Raw genomic sequence first — 15,165 nt, 5'->3', positions numbered from 1 at the left:
CAGAGTTTACGCAAAGGTCTTCGCGAACTGGTCGAGCGCGGCCTTGAGCTTCGTCTTCACATCGTCGCCCAGATCGCGGCTGTCGCGGATCGCCGCCAGAATGCCGGCATGGTTGGCGCGCATGTCGGCCAGCATCGCGGCTTCATAGCGGGTGACCGCATCGACCGGGATCGCGTCGAGATAGCCGCTGGTGCCGGCAAAGATCGACACGGTCTGCTCTTCGAACGGCAGCGGGCTGAACTGCGGCTGCTTGAGCAGCTCGGTCAGGCGCGCGCCGCGGTTGAGCAGCTTCTGGGTCGAGGCGTCGAGGTCCGAGCCGAACTGGGCGAAGGCGGCCATTTCGCGATACTGGGCCAGCTCCAGCTTGATCGAGCCGGACACCTTCTTCATCGCCTTGGTCTGCGCGGACGAGCCGACGCGGCTGACCGACAGGCCGACGTTGATCGCCGGGCGGATGCCCGCGAAGAACAGGTCGGTTTCAAGGAAGATCTGGCCGTCGGTGATCGAGATCACGTTGGTCGGGATATAGGCCGACACGTCGCCCGCCTGCGTCTCGATGATCGGCAGCGCGGTCAGCGAGCCATTGCCATTGTCGTCGTTGAGCTTGGCGGCGCGCTCGAGCAGGCGGCTGTGCAGGTAGAACACGTCGCCCGGATAGGCTTCGCGGCCCGGCGGACGGCGCAGCAGCAGCGACATCTGGCGATAGGCAACCGCCTGCTTCGACAGATCGTCGTAAACGATCAGCGCGTGCATGCCGTTGTCGCGGAAATATTCGCCCATCGCGCACGCCGTATAGGGCGCGAGGAACTGCAGCGGGGCGGGGTCTGACGCGGTCGCGGCGACCACGATCGAATATTCCATCGCGCCATTTTCTTCGAGCATCCGCACGATCTGCGCGACCGTCGAGCGCTTCTGACCGACGGCGACGTAGATGCAATACAGCTTCTTCGATTCGTCGGTGCCGGCGTTCGCCGTCTTCTGGTTGATGAAGGTGTCGATCGCGACGGCGGTCTTGCCGGTCTGGCGGTCGCCGATGATCAGCTCGCGCTGGCCGCGGCCGACGGGGACGAGCGCGTCAATCGCCTTCAGGCCGGTCTGCACCGGCTCGTGCACCGACTTGCGCGGGATGATGCCCGGCGCCTTCACATCGGCGCGGCGGCGCTCGGTGAACTCGATCGGGCCCTTGCCGTCGATCGGGTTGCCAAGGCCGTCGACCACGCGGCCGAGCAGGCCCTTGCCCACCGGCACGTCGACGATGGTGCCGGTGCGCTTGACGGTGTCGCCTTCGCGGATGCCGGCGTCGGAGCCGAAGATCACGACGCCGACATTGTCGGCTTCAAGGTTGAGCGCCATGCCCTGGATGCCGTTGGCGAACTCGACCATTTCGCCGGCCTGCACATTGTCCAGACCCCAGACGCGCGCGATGCCGTCGCCGACCGACAGCACCTGGCCGGTTTCCGAAACCTGGGCCTCGGTGCCGAAGCTGGCGATCTGGTCCTTGATGACCTTCGAGATTTCTGCGGCGCGGATATCCATGATTAGCCTTTCATCGCGTGCGCGAGGGAGGAGAGACGGGTGCGGATCGAGCTGTCGATCATCTGGCTGCCGATGCGCACGACCAGACCGCCGAGCAGGGCAGGATCGACCTTGAGCGAGACCGAGACGTCGCGGCCGACCCGCCGGGCCAGTTCGGCCTTGAGGCTTGCCACCTGCGCGTCGTCGAGCGGATGGGCCGAGACGACCTCGGCGCTGGTTTCGCCGCGATGCTGGCGGGCGAGGATGCCGAACGCGCGGATCACCGCCGGCAGTTCAGCCAGCCGGCGATTCTGCGCGAGGACGCCGAGGAAGCGGGCCGCGAGCGGATCAAGGCCGAGCGGCGCGGCGATTGCCGCCACGCCCTTCAGCGCGTCGGCGCGCGACAGCACCGGGCTGGTGGTCAGCGCGCGCAGTTCGGCCGACTGGGCGAGCGCGTCGCTGAGCGTTGCCAGGCTGGTTTCGACCGGGCCGATGCGATCCTGTTCGCGCGCAAGCTCGAACAATGCCGTCGCATAGCGCCCTGCGAGGCTGGCCCCAATGCCGCCGGATGTCTCCACGCGCTCAATGTCCTCCAAGACAGGATAGCTTCCCCGCGACAAAGGGTGCGCGCGGACGCGCCCGGCGAGGTCGCGGCGCGGTTAGCAAAGCGCCCCCCGCGATGCAAGCCGCTCGCGTCGGCGGCCGCCGATGCGCGCATCCGCCGGGGTTCGCGCCTTTCATCAAATCGTCACGCCCGGATAACGCTTTATTGGCCATTGGCGCGGCAGGGACGGGGCATGAATGCGGTGAACGCAATCTTGACCAGACTTGTCCGCGACCGGTCCATTCGCGGGCGAATCGCCCGGCTGACGGCGGCGATGATCGCGCTTCAGGCGCTGCTCGCGCTGGCGCTGGCGGCCGGCACGCTGACCGCGCGGCACACGCTCTACACGCTGGTCGACGACCGGATCGAGCCGATTGGCGAGCTTCAGGCGGTGGTCGACGGCTATACCGATGCACTGGCGCTCGCCCACAAGGTTAAGGGCGGGCTGCTGGCACCTGCGGGGGCGATCAGCGCGATCAACAGCTCGCTGCCGCGCATCGATGCGCAGTGGCGGCGCTTTGCCGCCCGGCCGATGCCGCGCGCGCATCGCAACGCCGTTCGGCTGGTCAGCGACGATATCGTCACCGCCCGCGCCGCGACCCGGGCGCTGCTCAAGATGCTGCGCCGGGGGCAGGTCGAGGATCTGGATTTCTTCGTGAACGGCGAACTTTATGCCGGGATCGACCCGCTGACCGTGTCGAGCGGGCTGCTGATCGCCGCGCTGCGCGCCGATGCCGCGCATGAAAAGGCGCGGCTCAACCGGTTTTTCCTGATCGCCGGCATTGCCGTGTCGGTGCTGCTCGCCGGGGCGGCGGGGGTGGCGTGGTGGGCGGCCGGGGTCGGGCGGCGGCGGATCAGCGACCCGCTGGCCGCGATTGCCGAGGCGACGCGGCGGATCGATTCGCGCGACCAGCCGATCCCGTTCCTCGACCGTGACGACGAGATTGGCGAGCTGGCGCGCGCGCTGGCTTATGCCCGCGACCGGGCGATCGAGGCGCGGCGGCTGGAAAAGCAGCGCGAGCGCATGGCCCGCGACCTGGCCGAGCGCGAGCGCGCGGCGCTGCTGGCGCGCGATGAACGCGCGGCGCGGCTCGATGCGCTGTTCGCGCGTTTCGGGCAGGATCTGGCGCGCATCGTCGGCACGCTGGCGGCGGCCGGCCGGCAGATGCGCGAGGCCGCCTCCGCCACGCTGCAACGCGCCGACGATACCGAGGCGAGCGCCCGGCTCGCTGCCGACATGGCCGGGCATACGGCGGCGGGGATGCGGGTGATTTCGACCAATGCCGCCGCCTTGGTCGAGGCGATTGGCGGGATCAGTGCCGAGGCCGATCAGACGCGCGGCCATGTCGCGGTGGTGCGCGACCAGACGGCGGCGAATCGCGCCCGCGCCGCCGCGCTCGATGCTTTGCTGCGCGAGGTGGCCGATGTGCTGTCGCTGATCGGCGCGATTGCCAGCCAGACCAACATGCTCGCGATCAACGCCGCCATCGAGGCGACCCGCGCCGGCGATTCGGGGCGCGGCTTTGCGGTCGTCGCCGATGAGGTGAAGGCGCTGGCCCGCCAGACCCAGGCCGCCGCCGCGCAGATCGACACCCGGCTGCGCGAGATTGACGGCATGGCGCGCGGCGTCGTCCAGTCGAGCAGCGATGTGCAGCGACTGGTCGAGGCGCTGGACGGGGCGGCGTGCCGGATCGCCGAGGCTGTCGCCCAGCAAAGCGGGGCGAGTGCGGCGATTTCGACCGCCATCGCCGATGTCGAACAGGGGACGAGCAATGTCGCCGCCGGCATGGGCCAGTTGCAGGGCCGCGCGCTTGCCGCACGCCGCAATGCCGATGATCTGTCGGCGCTGTCGGAGGAAATCGCCCGCCAGTCCGATCTGCTCAGCCGCGAGGTGCAGGATCTGATGGCGTCGGTCAGGGCGGCCTGATCCCGGCCGGTTTCTTTTGACCGCAAGCCGCGGGATGCGGCGGCCGCGCCGGGCGGGCATCACGGACGCCCGCTCAATCAAAGGGTCGCCGCCATGTCCGCTCCCAACCGTCGCCCGCCGGCCCCATTGCCCACCGCCCCCTGCGCGCTTGCCGCCCGACCGGCGGCGGCGCACAAGGGCGCGGTCATGTCCGCGCCTGCCAAAGTTCCTGTCGACCTGCCCGCCGGATCGGGCGCGGAGCCGATCGACGCCGACCTTGCCTGGGCCGCCGTGCTGCGCCGCGACCGGGCTTTTGACGGGCGGTTCGTGACCGGCGTGCTGACCACGGGCATTTATTGCCGGCCAAGCTGTACGGCGCGGCATCCGGGGCGGGCCAATGTCCGCTTCTTCGGCGATGGCGCGGCGGCGCGGGCGGCGGGGCTGCGCCCGTGCCGGCGCTGCCGCCCGGACGAGGTGGCGCGCGATGCGGCGGCGCTCGCCCGCGCAGTCGATGTGATCGCGGCGGCCGATGCGCCGGTGCCCTTGGCCGCGCTGGCCGCCGCCACCGGCTATTCGCCCGCCCATTTCCACCGGCTGTTCCGGCGCGCGACCGGGATCACCCCGGCCGATTATGCCCGCGCCCTGCGCGCCCGCCGCGCCGAAGCCGCCCTTCTCGGAGACGCCCGCGTGACCGATGCGATTTACGAAGCCGGCTATTCCGGCCCGAGCCGCTTTTATGCCGATGCGAAGAACCGGCTTGGCATGAGCCCGAGCGCATGGCGCGATGGCGGGCGCGGCGTCACCATCCGCTGGGCCGTGGCGGAGACGGCGCTGGGGCCGATGCTGCTCGCCGCCACCGACCGGGGGATTTGCCGGCTGGCGTTCGAAGAGGATGCAGCCGCGTTGCGCGCGCGCTTTCCCCATGCGGTGATCGAACCGGGCGGGCCGGCGCTTGACGGGCTGGTCGCGGCGGCGGTGGCAGCGGTCGCCCGGCCCGGGGCGGCGCATGATCTGCCGCTCGACATCGCCGGCACCGCGTTTCAGCAGGCCGTCTGGCGCGAACTGGCGCGCGTGCCCCCGGGCGAGACGGTCAGCTATGCCGCCCTCGCCGCGCGCGCCGGTCGCCCCGGTGCCGCACGCGCGGCGGGCAGCGCGTGCGGGGCCAATCAGGTCGCCGTGCTCATCCCCTGCCACCGCGCGCTGCGCGGCGATGGCAGCATGGGCGGCTATGCCTGGGGGCTGGACCGCAAAGCGGCCTTGCTGGTGCGCGAAGGCGCGCCGGTTCGCGGCGAGGCCGGGGATGCGCCGGACTGATGAGTTGGATTGAGCAGTCGGGCACGGCGGTGTCGCGCTGGCCCGGCCAGGTGGCTCATCCCGGCCTGCACCTGCGGCAAGCCGTTAATCAATCCGCCGGCCCGTCGCCGGTTTTCGCCCCGTCTCCCGTGCTCTCTCCCGCCCCTTCATCCGCCTGACCGGCAGGCGTGCCGTCCACCATGGCGGCCAGCCGGGCGGCCTCGCCGGGCCTGTTGCCGTCGATCGCCTCGATCAGCCGGCCGGCAAAGGCCCCGAGCTGGCCTGGGTGCGGATCATTTGCGCTGGTGGCCAGCGCCCGCCGCGCCTCGGCAGGGCGCCCGGCCGCCAGATATTGCGCGGCGACCACCAGCCGCAAAAGGCGGTCCTCGGGGGCAAGCTCGGCGGCACGGTAGAGCGCGTCGGCGGCATTGGCGGGCGGCTCGATGCCCTGCATCCGGAAGCTGCGATGGAAAAGCATCAGCGTTTCGGGCGAATCCGGTTCGATCCGGTTCGCCCGCAACAACCAGCGCCGTGCGCTGTCCCACTGCGCTGCATCCGGAGCGGGGGCTCCCGCCTTGGCCGCTTCGGCCAGTCGCGCCAGTGCCGCCGATCCGCGCGCGATCAGCGCTGCAACCGATTTCGGCTCGGCAGCCAGTGCCCGCTCCGCCGCCTGCTCGGCGGCGGCGGCGTCTCCTGCGCCGAGCAGCGCTTCCGCCAGCGCCAGCTGGACGAAGGCGTCGTCGGGATGAAGGGCAGCGATTGCCCGCGCACGGGTGGCGAGCTCTGCCGCGCGCGGCCCCTCCGCGCCGCGCCGCACCCGCATGTAGACGGGCATCATCGCCGAGGCCCCGGCGGACAGCGGCTCGACCGAGACCGGTCCGATCTTCAGCGATTCGGCGGGGATGCGCAGATACCGGAACCGGTTGTTGGTCAGATATTTCTGCAACTCGATGCCCAGCCGCTTGATGTCGCCAAATGCCGCCCTGGCCGCGGCCACGGGGTCTTCGCCGGCATTCATCCGCTTCAAATAGTCGACCAGCTGGCCCTGGCGCGTGTCGGTAAAGGTGAGGAAATGGGTCAGCAGCCAGCCCTGGCCATAGGCTGTCGCCAGCTGATCGGGATGCAGGCCGCGAAAGCTGCCCGAAAGAAGATCGGCGATGGACACACGCGGACCGCCCATCAGCTCCGCCGCCCGGTGGACCGCGGGGCGCCCGACCTCGATCGATCCATCGTCGGCGAACTTGGTGGTCGAACCGAATTCGCTCAGCCCTTCCTTGAGCCAGGCCGGCAGCGCTGCCACCGTCTGTCGCGCGAGAAAATGATGCCCATATTCGTGCAGCAGCACGTTCGTCGTGGTCAGATCCTCTTCCTCCAGCCCGCCTCGCCGCGGCACGACGGCAAACGAGCGCCCGGCGCGGGCGACGTAGAAGCCCGCGACATATGATCCGCCCTTGCCGTAAAGCTGCGCCACTTCGCTCGTGGAGCCGAGGAGAAAGATCGTCAGGCGGTTGGACGGGCTGTCAGCGAATTGGGGAATATTGCGCAGCAGCCGCATCCCGGCGTCGAAGCGTTCAAGATCTTCGGCAAATCTGCGGAGTTTTTCCGGTGAATCTTCAGAGTAGATCGTAAAATGATCCGATCTGGAGATATTCCATGCGGCATCAGCATGTGCCGAAATTGACAGAAAAATGCCAAGCAGAACCGCGCGCAGCATGCCCCTAATCTCCCCCATCCCCGGGGAAGAGATTAGCGCGCCGGTTTTGCCGGTCCAGCCCCTTGTTGCGTGTCGCAGCGATAGATCAGCCGTTCATTGGGCGCGGGCGGCAGCACGTCGCGGATCGCGGTGGCGAGCGTTGCCACCATTCCGACGGTCTCCGGGCTGCACGTGCGTGCCGGATAGCGGGCGGCAAGCGCGCGCGCCGCCGCCGCCTGATCGGCCGACAGCAGATAGCGGTCGATGCGGTAGCCCCCGGTTGCGGGATCGAAGCTGCGGATATCGGCCGCCGCCTGCCCGGCGGGCAGTTCGGCGCGCAGCCATGTGCCCTCGACCTCGGCAAACTGGCTGCTGCCATCGGCACAGCCTGCCGCCCCCCAGTCGAGCGTGAAATCGGCCGGGTCGGAAATCGTCACCCGGCTGCGGGCAAGGTCGAGCCGGCACCGGCGCGGCCCGGTGCCGCCGGGCGCGGCGGCGGCGCGGGCCGGGGGCGTGGCCGTCCGGCGTTCGGCGGCCAGCCTTGCATCGACCTCGTCGAAATCGGGGCGCGTGCCCCAGGCAATCGCCCCGCCGGCAAGCATCAGCCCGGTGCCGGCCAGAGCGGCAAGCGCCAGCCGCCGGTCGCGCTGCAGCGCCATCATCAGCGCCGCATTGGCCCCGAAGGTCGCAAAAGCCAGTGCGAGCATCGCGATGCCGATCCGCGCCTCGCGCTCCGCCGCGATCCGGTCGCGGATCGTCTGGCGGCGGGCTTCGTCCCGGTCTTCGGCCGTATCCGCCCGGTCGCGCTCGGCGGCGGCCTGTTCGGCTTCCTCGCGCGCCAGCCGGTCGTCGAGCGCCGCCTGTTCGGTTGCCGAGCGGCAGCCAATCGCGGTGGTGCGCGGCTTGACCCCGGCCTCGCGCAGAAACGGGACCAACTCGCGCGCCGACACCGCAAAGCCGAACACCGCGTCAATGCCTTCGGAATTGCTCACGAAACTGTTGATGCCGACCACGCGGCCGCAGCTGTCGACCAGCGGGCCGCCGCTGTTGCCGCGCCCGATCGACGCGTCGTGGAGCACGGTGTCGAACCGCTGCGACGACGCGCCCGACGACACCCGCCCCCAGCTTTTGACCGGAGCCTGAGGAGTGACAAAGCCTTCGGCGGACAGCTCGCGCGCCCGGTCGACCGAATAGGGATAGCCCACCGCCGCCACCGCCGCGCCGTCGGGCACCGCCCCGGTGGCGATGGTCGCGGGTTCGACCCGCCCCTCGGTCAGCTGGATCAGCGCCAGATCGCGGCGTGTGTCGATGGCGACCAGCCGGCCGGTGAAACGCTGCCGCCCCTCGGACGGCACGATGCCGATGATCGCATTGCCATCGGCGGCGTCGGCAAGCACATGGGCGTTGGTCAGGATCCGGTCGGGCGCGACGGCAACGCCGCTGCCCGTGCCGATGCCGCTCGGGCTGCCGCCCTCAAGCCCGACGACGACGACGCGCACGACGCTGCGGCTTGCCGCCTGCACGTCGAGATTGTCCTGCGCCCGTGCCGGCATTCCCGGCAGCAGGGCAAGCAGCAGCGCCGGGGCCAGCCGCATCGCCCGCCACCCGCGCCGCTGTGGAAACATCGCCGTCACCCGTGCCGTCAGTTGGCGAGAAACGCCTTCACATCCTCGCGGAAGCGCTGCGGCTGATCGAGCATGATGAAGTGATAGCTGTCGGGCACCTGCACCAGCTTCACCCCGGAAATGCCGGCAAACTGGGTTTCGTAGAACGACGCCATCTGCTGGTCGGTGATCGGCAGCTGCGGCGGCTTCACATACAGCACCGTGGTCGGCACCGCGATGCGCGCCAGTTCGGGGCGCAGATCGGTGAGCATCAGCTCGGCATAGGCGCTGGCGACCACCGCCGGGTCGCTCTTCTCGCTGTCCTCGATCGGGCCGGGGCGCGCGGCCTCGGTCTTGATCATCGTGGCAAGCGTCATCACCGCATTCTGGCGGCGCTGCTCGGGCGGGGCCTTGGCCATCTGCGCGGTGATCTGCTGCGCCATCGGCCGGATGCTCTCGACCGTCGCCGCCGGGCCGCCGATGAACGTGCCCATGAACGGCACCATGTCGACCACCATCAGCCGCCCGATACGGCCGGGATGGCGGGCGGCGACCATCATGCCGATGGTGCCGCCCATCGAATGGCCGATCAGCGCGGGCGCGGTCAGCTTCTGGTCGGCGGCATAGCGGGCGACCTCGTCGGCGACGCGCGCGACGACCTCGCCGCTCTGGTTGCCGCCGGCCGGCGTGCCGGCAAAGCCGCGCACCTGCACCAGATGATAGCGATAGCCGGGCAGGGCCGCGGTCAGATCGGTCCAGATGCGCGGGCTGGACGTCAGCCCCGGCACCAGGATCACGTCCGGCCCGCTGCCGCTGACGGTCACGCTGATCCGGTCGGAGGCGAAGGGGGCGGCGGCCGCCGGTGCAGCGACGCTCGCCAGAATGGCGACAGGGGCAAGGGCGGCAAGCAGGTGACGCATGATCGGTCGGCCTTTTCCATGGGTTGCGCCGCCACTTCTAGGCCGGGTGCGCGGTCAAAGAAAGCTGTATGGATCAACGTCGACCGCCACCCGCACGCTCCCCGGCCAGTTCAGCCCGCCCAGCCAGCCCCGGATCATCCCCTGCAGATCGGCGCTGCGCGGCGCATGGACGAGCAGCCGGTGGCGGTGGCGGCCGCGCAGCATCGCCAGCGGCGCGGGGGCCGGCCCGAACACATGGATCTGCCCGTCATCGGGCGCGGCGCGGCCGATCATCCGCGCCGTCTCGACTGCGGCATTGGCCTGTTCGGACGACACGATGATCGCCGCCATCCGGCCAAAGGGCGGCGCCCCGGCCAGCCGCCGCGTCTCGGTTTCGGCGGCATAGAAGCTGTCGGCATCGCCGCTGACCAGCGCCTGGATCACCGGGGCGGCCGGATCATGGGTCTGGATGAACACCTGCCCCGGCTTGGCCCCGCGCCCGGCACGCCCGGCGACCTGGGCGATCTGCTGGAACGTCCGCTCGGCCGCGCGCAGATCGCCCCCGGCCAGCCCCAGATCGGCATCGACCACGCCGACCAGCGTGAGGTTGGGGAAATGATAGCCCTTGGTGACCAGCTGGGTGCCGATCACCACCGCGATCTCGCCCGCCTCCATCCGCCGGACGAACTCCGCCGCCCGCGCCGGCGACCAGAGCGTGTCGGAGGTGACGACGGCGCGCGGCGCATCGGGAAACAGGGCCGCGACCTCATCGGCGATGCGTTCCACGCCCGGCCCGCAGGCGACCAGACTGTCCTCGGCCTTGCATTCCGGGCATTGGGCGGGCGGCGGCGCGACCAGCCCGCAATGATGGCATTGCAGCCGGTGGATCAGCCGGTGTTCGACCAGCCAAGCGGTGCAATTGGGGCACTGGAACCGGTGGCCGCAGCTGCGGCACAGGGTGAGCGGGGCATAGCCGCGGCGGTTGAGGAACAGCAGCGCCTGCTCGCCGCGCGCCAGTGTCTCGCCAAGCGCGGTGACCAGCGGCGGGGCCAGCCAGCTGCCGCGCGGCGGCGGCTGGGCGATCAGGTCGATGGCGGTGATCGCGGGCAGTTCCGCCCCGCCATGCCGGCCGGGCAGGCGCAGCTCGCGATAGCGGCCCAGCTCGACCTGATGGCGGGTCTCGATGGCCGGGGTGGCCGAGGCGAGAATGACCGGAATCGCCTCGAACCGCCCGCGCATCACCGCGACGTCGCGGGCGTGATAGGCGACGCCCTCTTCCTGCTTGAAGCTGGTTTCATGCGCTTCATCGACGATGATCACGCCCAGATCGGCATAGGGCAGGAACAGGGCCGAGCGCGCGCCGACGACGACGCTGGCCTGCCCCTGCGCAATCGCCCGCCAGGCCCGCCGCCGTTCGGACTGGCGCAGATCGGAATGCCAGGCGACCGGCATCACCCCGAACCGGGCGGCGAAGCGCTTGAGGAATGGCTCGGTCAGCGCGATTTCGGGCAGCAGCACTAAGGCCTGCCGCCCGCCGCGCAGCGCCGCCGCAATCGCCTCGAAATAGACCTCGGTCTTGCCCGATCCGGTGACGCCGTCGAGCAGCACGGGCTGGAAGGCGCGGGCGTCCACGGCCGCCGCCAGCTGCCCCGCCGCCTCGGCCTGCACCGGCGACAGCACGGGCGGGGCATGGTCGGGATCGGGGGGCGGATAGGGCGCGTCGAGCGCGACCTCGACCGCTTCCAGCGCGCCGGCCTTGATCAGCCCGCGAATGACCGCGTCCGACACCTCGGCATGGGCGGCCAGTTCGCGCACCAGCCCCTGCCGGCCGACCAGCCGGGCGAGCGCGCGGTCGCGCTGCGGGCTCAGCCGGTCGGGCGCGGTGCCGGTCAGCCGGTATTCGAGCACCGTCCGCCCGCCATCCAGCGCCGAGGTGGAGGGCAGCGCCATGCGCAGCACGGCGGCGGGCGGCGCGAGATAATAATCGGCCGTCCATTCGATCAGCCGGCGCAGCGCCGGGCGCAGCGGCGGCGCGTCATGCACGCCGATCAGGTTGCGCAGCCGGTTGTCGCCGACTTCGCCGGCCGAGGGCATGTGCTCGGCCTCCCACACCACCCCGGTCAGCTGGCGCGGGCCGAGCGGCGCGACCACGATCGTGCCGGGCGGCGCAGCCATGCCGGCGGGCACCCGGTAATCGAGCGGGCCGAGGGCGGCGTTGGTCAGGAGGATGCGGGCGCGCGACATCGCCGTCCGCAGATAGCGCTGCGCGCGGCGGTTACAAAGCCGCGCGCAGCAAAAGCGCTGACATGATGCCGCGATCAGGCGATGGTCAGGCTGACCTCGACATTGCCGCGCGTGGCGTTGCTGTAGGGGCAGACGCGGTGGGCGGCGGCGACCAGCGCCTCGGCGGCGGCGCGCTCCATGCCGGGCAGGGTGACGGACAGCGCCACCGTCAGGCCAAAGCCTTCGCCCGCGGCATTGGGGCCGATGCCGACGCTGGCGGCAACCGCTGCATCCTCGGCAACCGCAATGCCCTGCTGCTGGGCGACGAAGCGGGTCGCGCTCAGGAAACAGGCGGCATAGCCGGCGGCGAACAATTGCTCCGGATTGGTGCCGGCCCCGCCCTGACCGCCGAGCGCGCGCGGCGTGTCGAGCCGGACATCGAGCGCGCCATCGTCGCTGCGCGCGCTGCCGGTGCGGCCGCCCGTGGCGCTGGCATGGGCGGTGTAGAGAATGGCCATCGAAAATCTCCCTGATCGGGGTGGGGCGCGGGCCTGCCGCCCGCCGCTGCCTGCAAGATATATCGTGCACGACACATTTCAAGACCCGTCCCCGGATCGCGCCCGTCCGGACATTCCCCGTCCCGCCCGTGCCGCTCGCCAAGCCGGGGCGGCGGCGATAGGATAGGGCGATGGTCGATGCCGTTCCGCCCGATCCTGCCATGTCCGATGCCGATCCCGCGCGCACGGCGCTCGCGCTCGACAACCAGCTGTGCTTTGCCGTCTATTCGACCGCCCATGCGTTCAACCGGCTCTACAAGCCGCTGCTCGACCGGCTGGGGCTGACCTATCCGCAATATCTGGTGATGCTCGTGCTCTGGGCCGAGGACGATCAGACGGTGGGCGCGATCGGCGAGCGGCTGATGCTGGAGACGAGCACGCTCACCCCGCTGCTCCAGCGGATCGAGCGGGCCGGGCTGATCGTCCGCCGGCGCGGTGCCGCCGATGGCCGGCAGGTGCGGGTGGCGCTGACCGAGGCCGGGCGCGCGCTGGCCGACCGGGCCGGGCGGGTGCCGCTGCACGTCTTTGCCGCGACCGGCTGCCCGGTCGACGAGCTGCGGGCGCTGCGCACCGCGCTGGGGCAGCTGCGCGACCGGCTGGTCGCCGCCGCCGAAGCCTTGCCGGGCTGATCTTTCCGCCGGCCCCGCCCCCGGCCGCCGCGATCAGTGTTCTTCGGGAAACGGGTCCATGCCGCTGGTGTCGGCGGCGGCGAAGAAGCGATTGATAAGATCGCGCTCATCGGCGCGGATGTGCGGGTTCCAGGTATCGAGGATCAGCACCGCGCGCAGCTGGTCGCTGTCGTTCCACGCCTCATGCTCGATCGTGTCGTCGAACACGAACGCCTCGCCCTCCACCCATTGCCGGGTTTCGCCGCCGACGCGGAAGCCGCAGCCCTCGGGCACGATCAGCGCGAGATGGACGATGCTGCGCGCATTGGTGACGCCGGTGTGCGGCGGGATGCGCGTGCGCGGATGGAGCAGCGAGAGGAACACTGTCGGCGCGCGCCCGGCATGGTCGGCCAGCGGCAGCCGGTCGAGCAGCGCCGCCGTCTGCGGGCAGCGGGCGCAGTGATCATCGACCCTCTTGCCGTGCCGCCACAGGAAATAGGCGCTCCACCGCTTGGAATGGTCAAGCTCGCTCCACTTGCTCTCCGGATAGCCGGAGGGAAACTGGACATAGGGCGCAAACCCGGTGTCGCCATGCGCCAGCAGGTCCTGAAGCTCGGCGCGGATCGCCGGTGCCGCCGCTTCCAGCTCGTCCAGCCACGGAAAATGGCTGCGGTCGAAAAACTCGTCGGCGGGCAGGAACGGCACGTGCATCGCCGCACAGTCATTGGCGTAGATCTGCCGGCGGCCGAGCATCCGGTCGATCGCGGCGCGCACCCGGCGCGTCTCTGCCGGGGGGCGGTCCTGCATCGCCTCTGCCATCGCCGTGTCGATGACCGCGCCGAACGCGCTCTGGCGGGCGCTGGCAAAATCGCGGCCATGGGCGAGCAGCGCGGCAAGCTCGGCCGGCAGCTGCGTCTCGGGCGGGGCGACGGCCGCCGCCTGACCGTAGAGCGCGGCCGCGCGGCTGTCCTCGCCCCGGCGTTCGGCGAGATGGCCCTTGCGGATCAGCGCGACGAAATGGCGCGCATCGATGGCGAGCACCCGGTCGAGCGCCTCCTGTTCGCCGCCATGGTCGCCCATGTCGCGGCAGGCGCGGGCGACGTTCAGCCACAGGATCGGTTCGCCCGGATCGGCCGCCGCCGCGCGGGTGAACAGGCCATGCGCTGCCTGTGGCTGGCCCAGCCCCAGCCGGATCGTGCCCAGCGCATTGAGAATGCGGGGATCGTCCGGCGCCAGCGCCAGCGCCTGCTCCATCAGCTGCGCCGCCTCGTCCAGCCGCCCCGCCTGTTGCGCCTGCCGCGCCGCGTTCACCAGCTGGGCGACGCGGCCGTCCATCGTCATGCTTGCCATGCCGTCACCATAATCGGGGGGACGCGCCCGGCAATCATTCTTCTGCGATTGTCCCCGGACGCAATCCTGCTTGTTCGCCGGGCCGGGGCGCGGCTATGGCCCGGCCAGCCCAGCAGCAGGATGCACCCCATGAAATTCTTCGTCGACACCGCCGATACCGCCGACATCCGCGAACTGGCCGAAACCGGCCTGCTCGACGGCGTGACCACCAACCCGTCGCTGATCCACAAGGCAGGGCGCGATTTCCTCGACGTGGTGCGCGAGATCTGCGCGATCGTCCCCGGCCCGGTGTCGGCCGAAGTGGTCGCGCTCGACCATGACGGCATGATGCGCGAGGCCGATATCCTGCGCCGTATCGCCGACAATGTGACGGTGAAGGTGCCGCTGACCCTCGACGGGCTGAAGACGTGCCGCCGCCTGACCGAGGAGGGCACGATGGTGAACGTCACCCTGTGCTTTTCCGCCAATCAGGCGCTGCTCGCCGCCAAGGCGGGCGCGACCTTCATCTCGCCGTTCGTCGGCCGGCATGACGATAACGGCTTTGACGGGATGCAGCTGATTTCCGACATCCGGCTGATCTACGACAATTACGGTTTCGACACCGAGATCCTGGTCGCGAGCGTCCGCCACCCGGTGCATGTGCTCGAATCGGCGCGCATCGGTGCCGATGTGGCGACGATGCCGCCCTCGGTGATCCGCCAGCTCGTCCGCCATCCGCTGACCGACAAGGGCATTGAAGGCTTTCTGGCCGACTGGGCCAAGTCGGGCCAGAGCATCGGCTGAAGCGGACAGTCGCGCGTGTTCGCTTGGTAACAGCGGCACCGGAAGTTGTTCGTTTGGGAAGAACGGCACCGGCCCGCACCCCCACCCGGCCTCCCATAGCGTAACCTGCCGTTGGGAGGCCGGGTGGGGG

The 15,165-nt window shown here is 70.5% G+C and carries 12 protein-coding genes; 4 read left to right on the top strand and 8 right to left on the bottom strand.

Going from position 1 to position 15,165, the window contains the following annotated elements; genetic code table 11:
* Window positions 1–6: 6 nt before the first annotated feature.
* The gene (gene atpA / locus OPU66_RS09770) at window positions 7–1,536 is read right to left on the bottom strand and encodes a F0F1 ATP synthase subunit alpha (protein ID WP_498553439.1); all 1,530 of its coding nucleotides are present in this window, start codon (window positions 1,534–1,536) and stop codon (window positions 7–9) included.
* A 2-nt stretch (window positions 1,537–1,538) separates the two neighbouring features.
* A complete protein-coding gene (locus OPU66_RS09765) occupies window positions 1,539–2,093 on the bottom strand; it encodes a F0F1 ATP synthase subunit delta (protein ID WP_498553438.1) in 555 nt (184 codons plus the stop codon).
* A gap of 240 nt (window positions 2,094–2,333) precedes the next feature.
* On the opposite strand from OPU66_RS09765, the gene OPU66_RS09760 reads away from it, so the two are divergent.
* Both OPU66_RS09760 and ada read left to right on the top strand, forming a co-directional pair.
* Window positions 2,334–4,046 (top strand): methyl-accepting chemotaxis protein, encoded by a 1,713-nt coding sequence (locus OPU66_RS09760; RefSeq protein WP_498553437.1) that lies wholly within the window; start codon window positions 2,334–2,336, stop codon window positions 4,044–4,046.
* A gap of 186 nt (window positions 4,047–4,232) precedes the next feature.
* Entirely contained in the window at window positions 4,233–5,339 is a 1,107-nt protein-coding gene (ada, locus tag OPU66_RS09755; RefSeq protein ID WP_498553436.1) for a bifunctional DNA-binding transcriptional regulator/O6-methylguanine-DNA methyltransferase Ada, read from the top strand.
* Between the two features lie 88 nt (window positions 5,340–5,427).
* Here the strand turns inward: ada and OPU66_RS09750 are convergent, their stop codons facing one another.
* The 5 genes from OPU66_RS09750 to OPU66_RS09730 form a co-directional block, all read right to left on the bottom strand.
* Window positions 5,428–6,873, bottom strand: a complete 1,446-nt coding sequence (locus tag OPU66_RS09750) for a hypothetical protein (protein WP_498553435.1) — start codon at window positions 6,871–6,873, stop codon at window positions 5,428–5,430.
* 191 nt (window positions 6,874–7,064) lie between these two features.
* Window positions 7,065–8,636 carry a S1C family serine protease gene (locus OPU66_RS09745; protein ID WP_498553461.1) on the bottom strand — a complete coding sequence of 524 codons (1,572 nt, stop codon included), beginning with the start codon at window positions 8,634–8,636 and terminating at the stop codon, window positions 7,065–7,067.
* Window positions 8,637–8,653: 17 nt separating this feature from the next.
* Window positions 8,654–9,535 (bottom strand): alpha/beta fold hydrolase, encoded by an 882-nt coding sequence (locus tag OPU66_RS09740; protein WP_498553434.1) that lies wholly within the window; start codon window positions 9,533–9,535, stop codon window positions 8,654–8,656.
* A 54-nt stretch (window positions 9,536–9,589) separates the two neighbouring features.
* On the bottom strand, window positions 9,590–11,758 hold the full coding sequence (locus tag OPU66_RS09735) for a primosomal protein N' (protein WP_498553433.1): 2,169 nt from the start codon (window positions 11,756–11,758) through the stop codon (window positions 9,590–9,592).
* Window positions 11,759–11,832: 74 nt separating this feature from the next.
* A complete protein-coding gene (locus tag OPU66_RS09730) occupies window positions 11,833–12,255 on the bottom strand; it encodes an organic hydroperoxide resistance protein (RefSeq protein WP_498553432.1) in 423 nt (140 codons plus the stop codon).
* Window positions 12,256–12,425: 170 nt separating this feature from the next.
* Here OPU66_RS09730 and OPU66_RS09725 point away from each other — a divergent pair, with 170 nt between their 5' ends.
* Entirely contained in the window at window positions 12,426–12,923 is a 498-nt protein-coding gene (locus tag OPU66_RS09725; RefSeq protein ID WP_498553431.1) for a MarR family winged helix-turn-helix transcriptional regulator, read from the top strand.
* Between the two features lie 33 nt (window positions 12,924–12,956).
* Here the strand turns inward: OPU66_RS09725 and OPU66_RS09720 are convergent, their stop codons facing one another.
* Window positions 12,957–14,252 carry an aspartyl/asparaginyl beta-hydroxylase domain-containing protein gene (locus OPU66_RS09720; RefSeq protein ID WP_498553430.1) on the bottom strand — a complete coding sequence of 432 codons (1,296 nt, stop codon included), beginning with the start codon at window positions 14,250–14,252 and terminating at the stop codon, window positions 12,957–12,959.
* A gap of 129 nt (window positions 14,253–14,381) precedes the next feature.
* Between OPU66_RS09720 and fsa the strand changes: the two genes are divergently transcribed.
* Complete coding sequence (gene fsa, locus OPU66_RS09715; protein WP_498553429.1) at window positions 14,382–15,035, top strand: fructose-6-phosphate aldolase; 654 nt, start codon at window positions 14,382–14,384, stop codon at window positions 15,033–15,035.
* Window positions 15,036–15,165 lie beyond the last annotated feature (130 nt).

It is taken from the genome of Sphingomonas sp. URJC2, from assembly GCF_059803575.1.
Note: the sequence above shows the minus strand (reverse complement) of the source record. Positions and strands in the feature narration are given on the sequence as shown.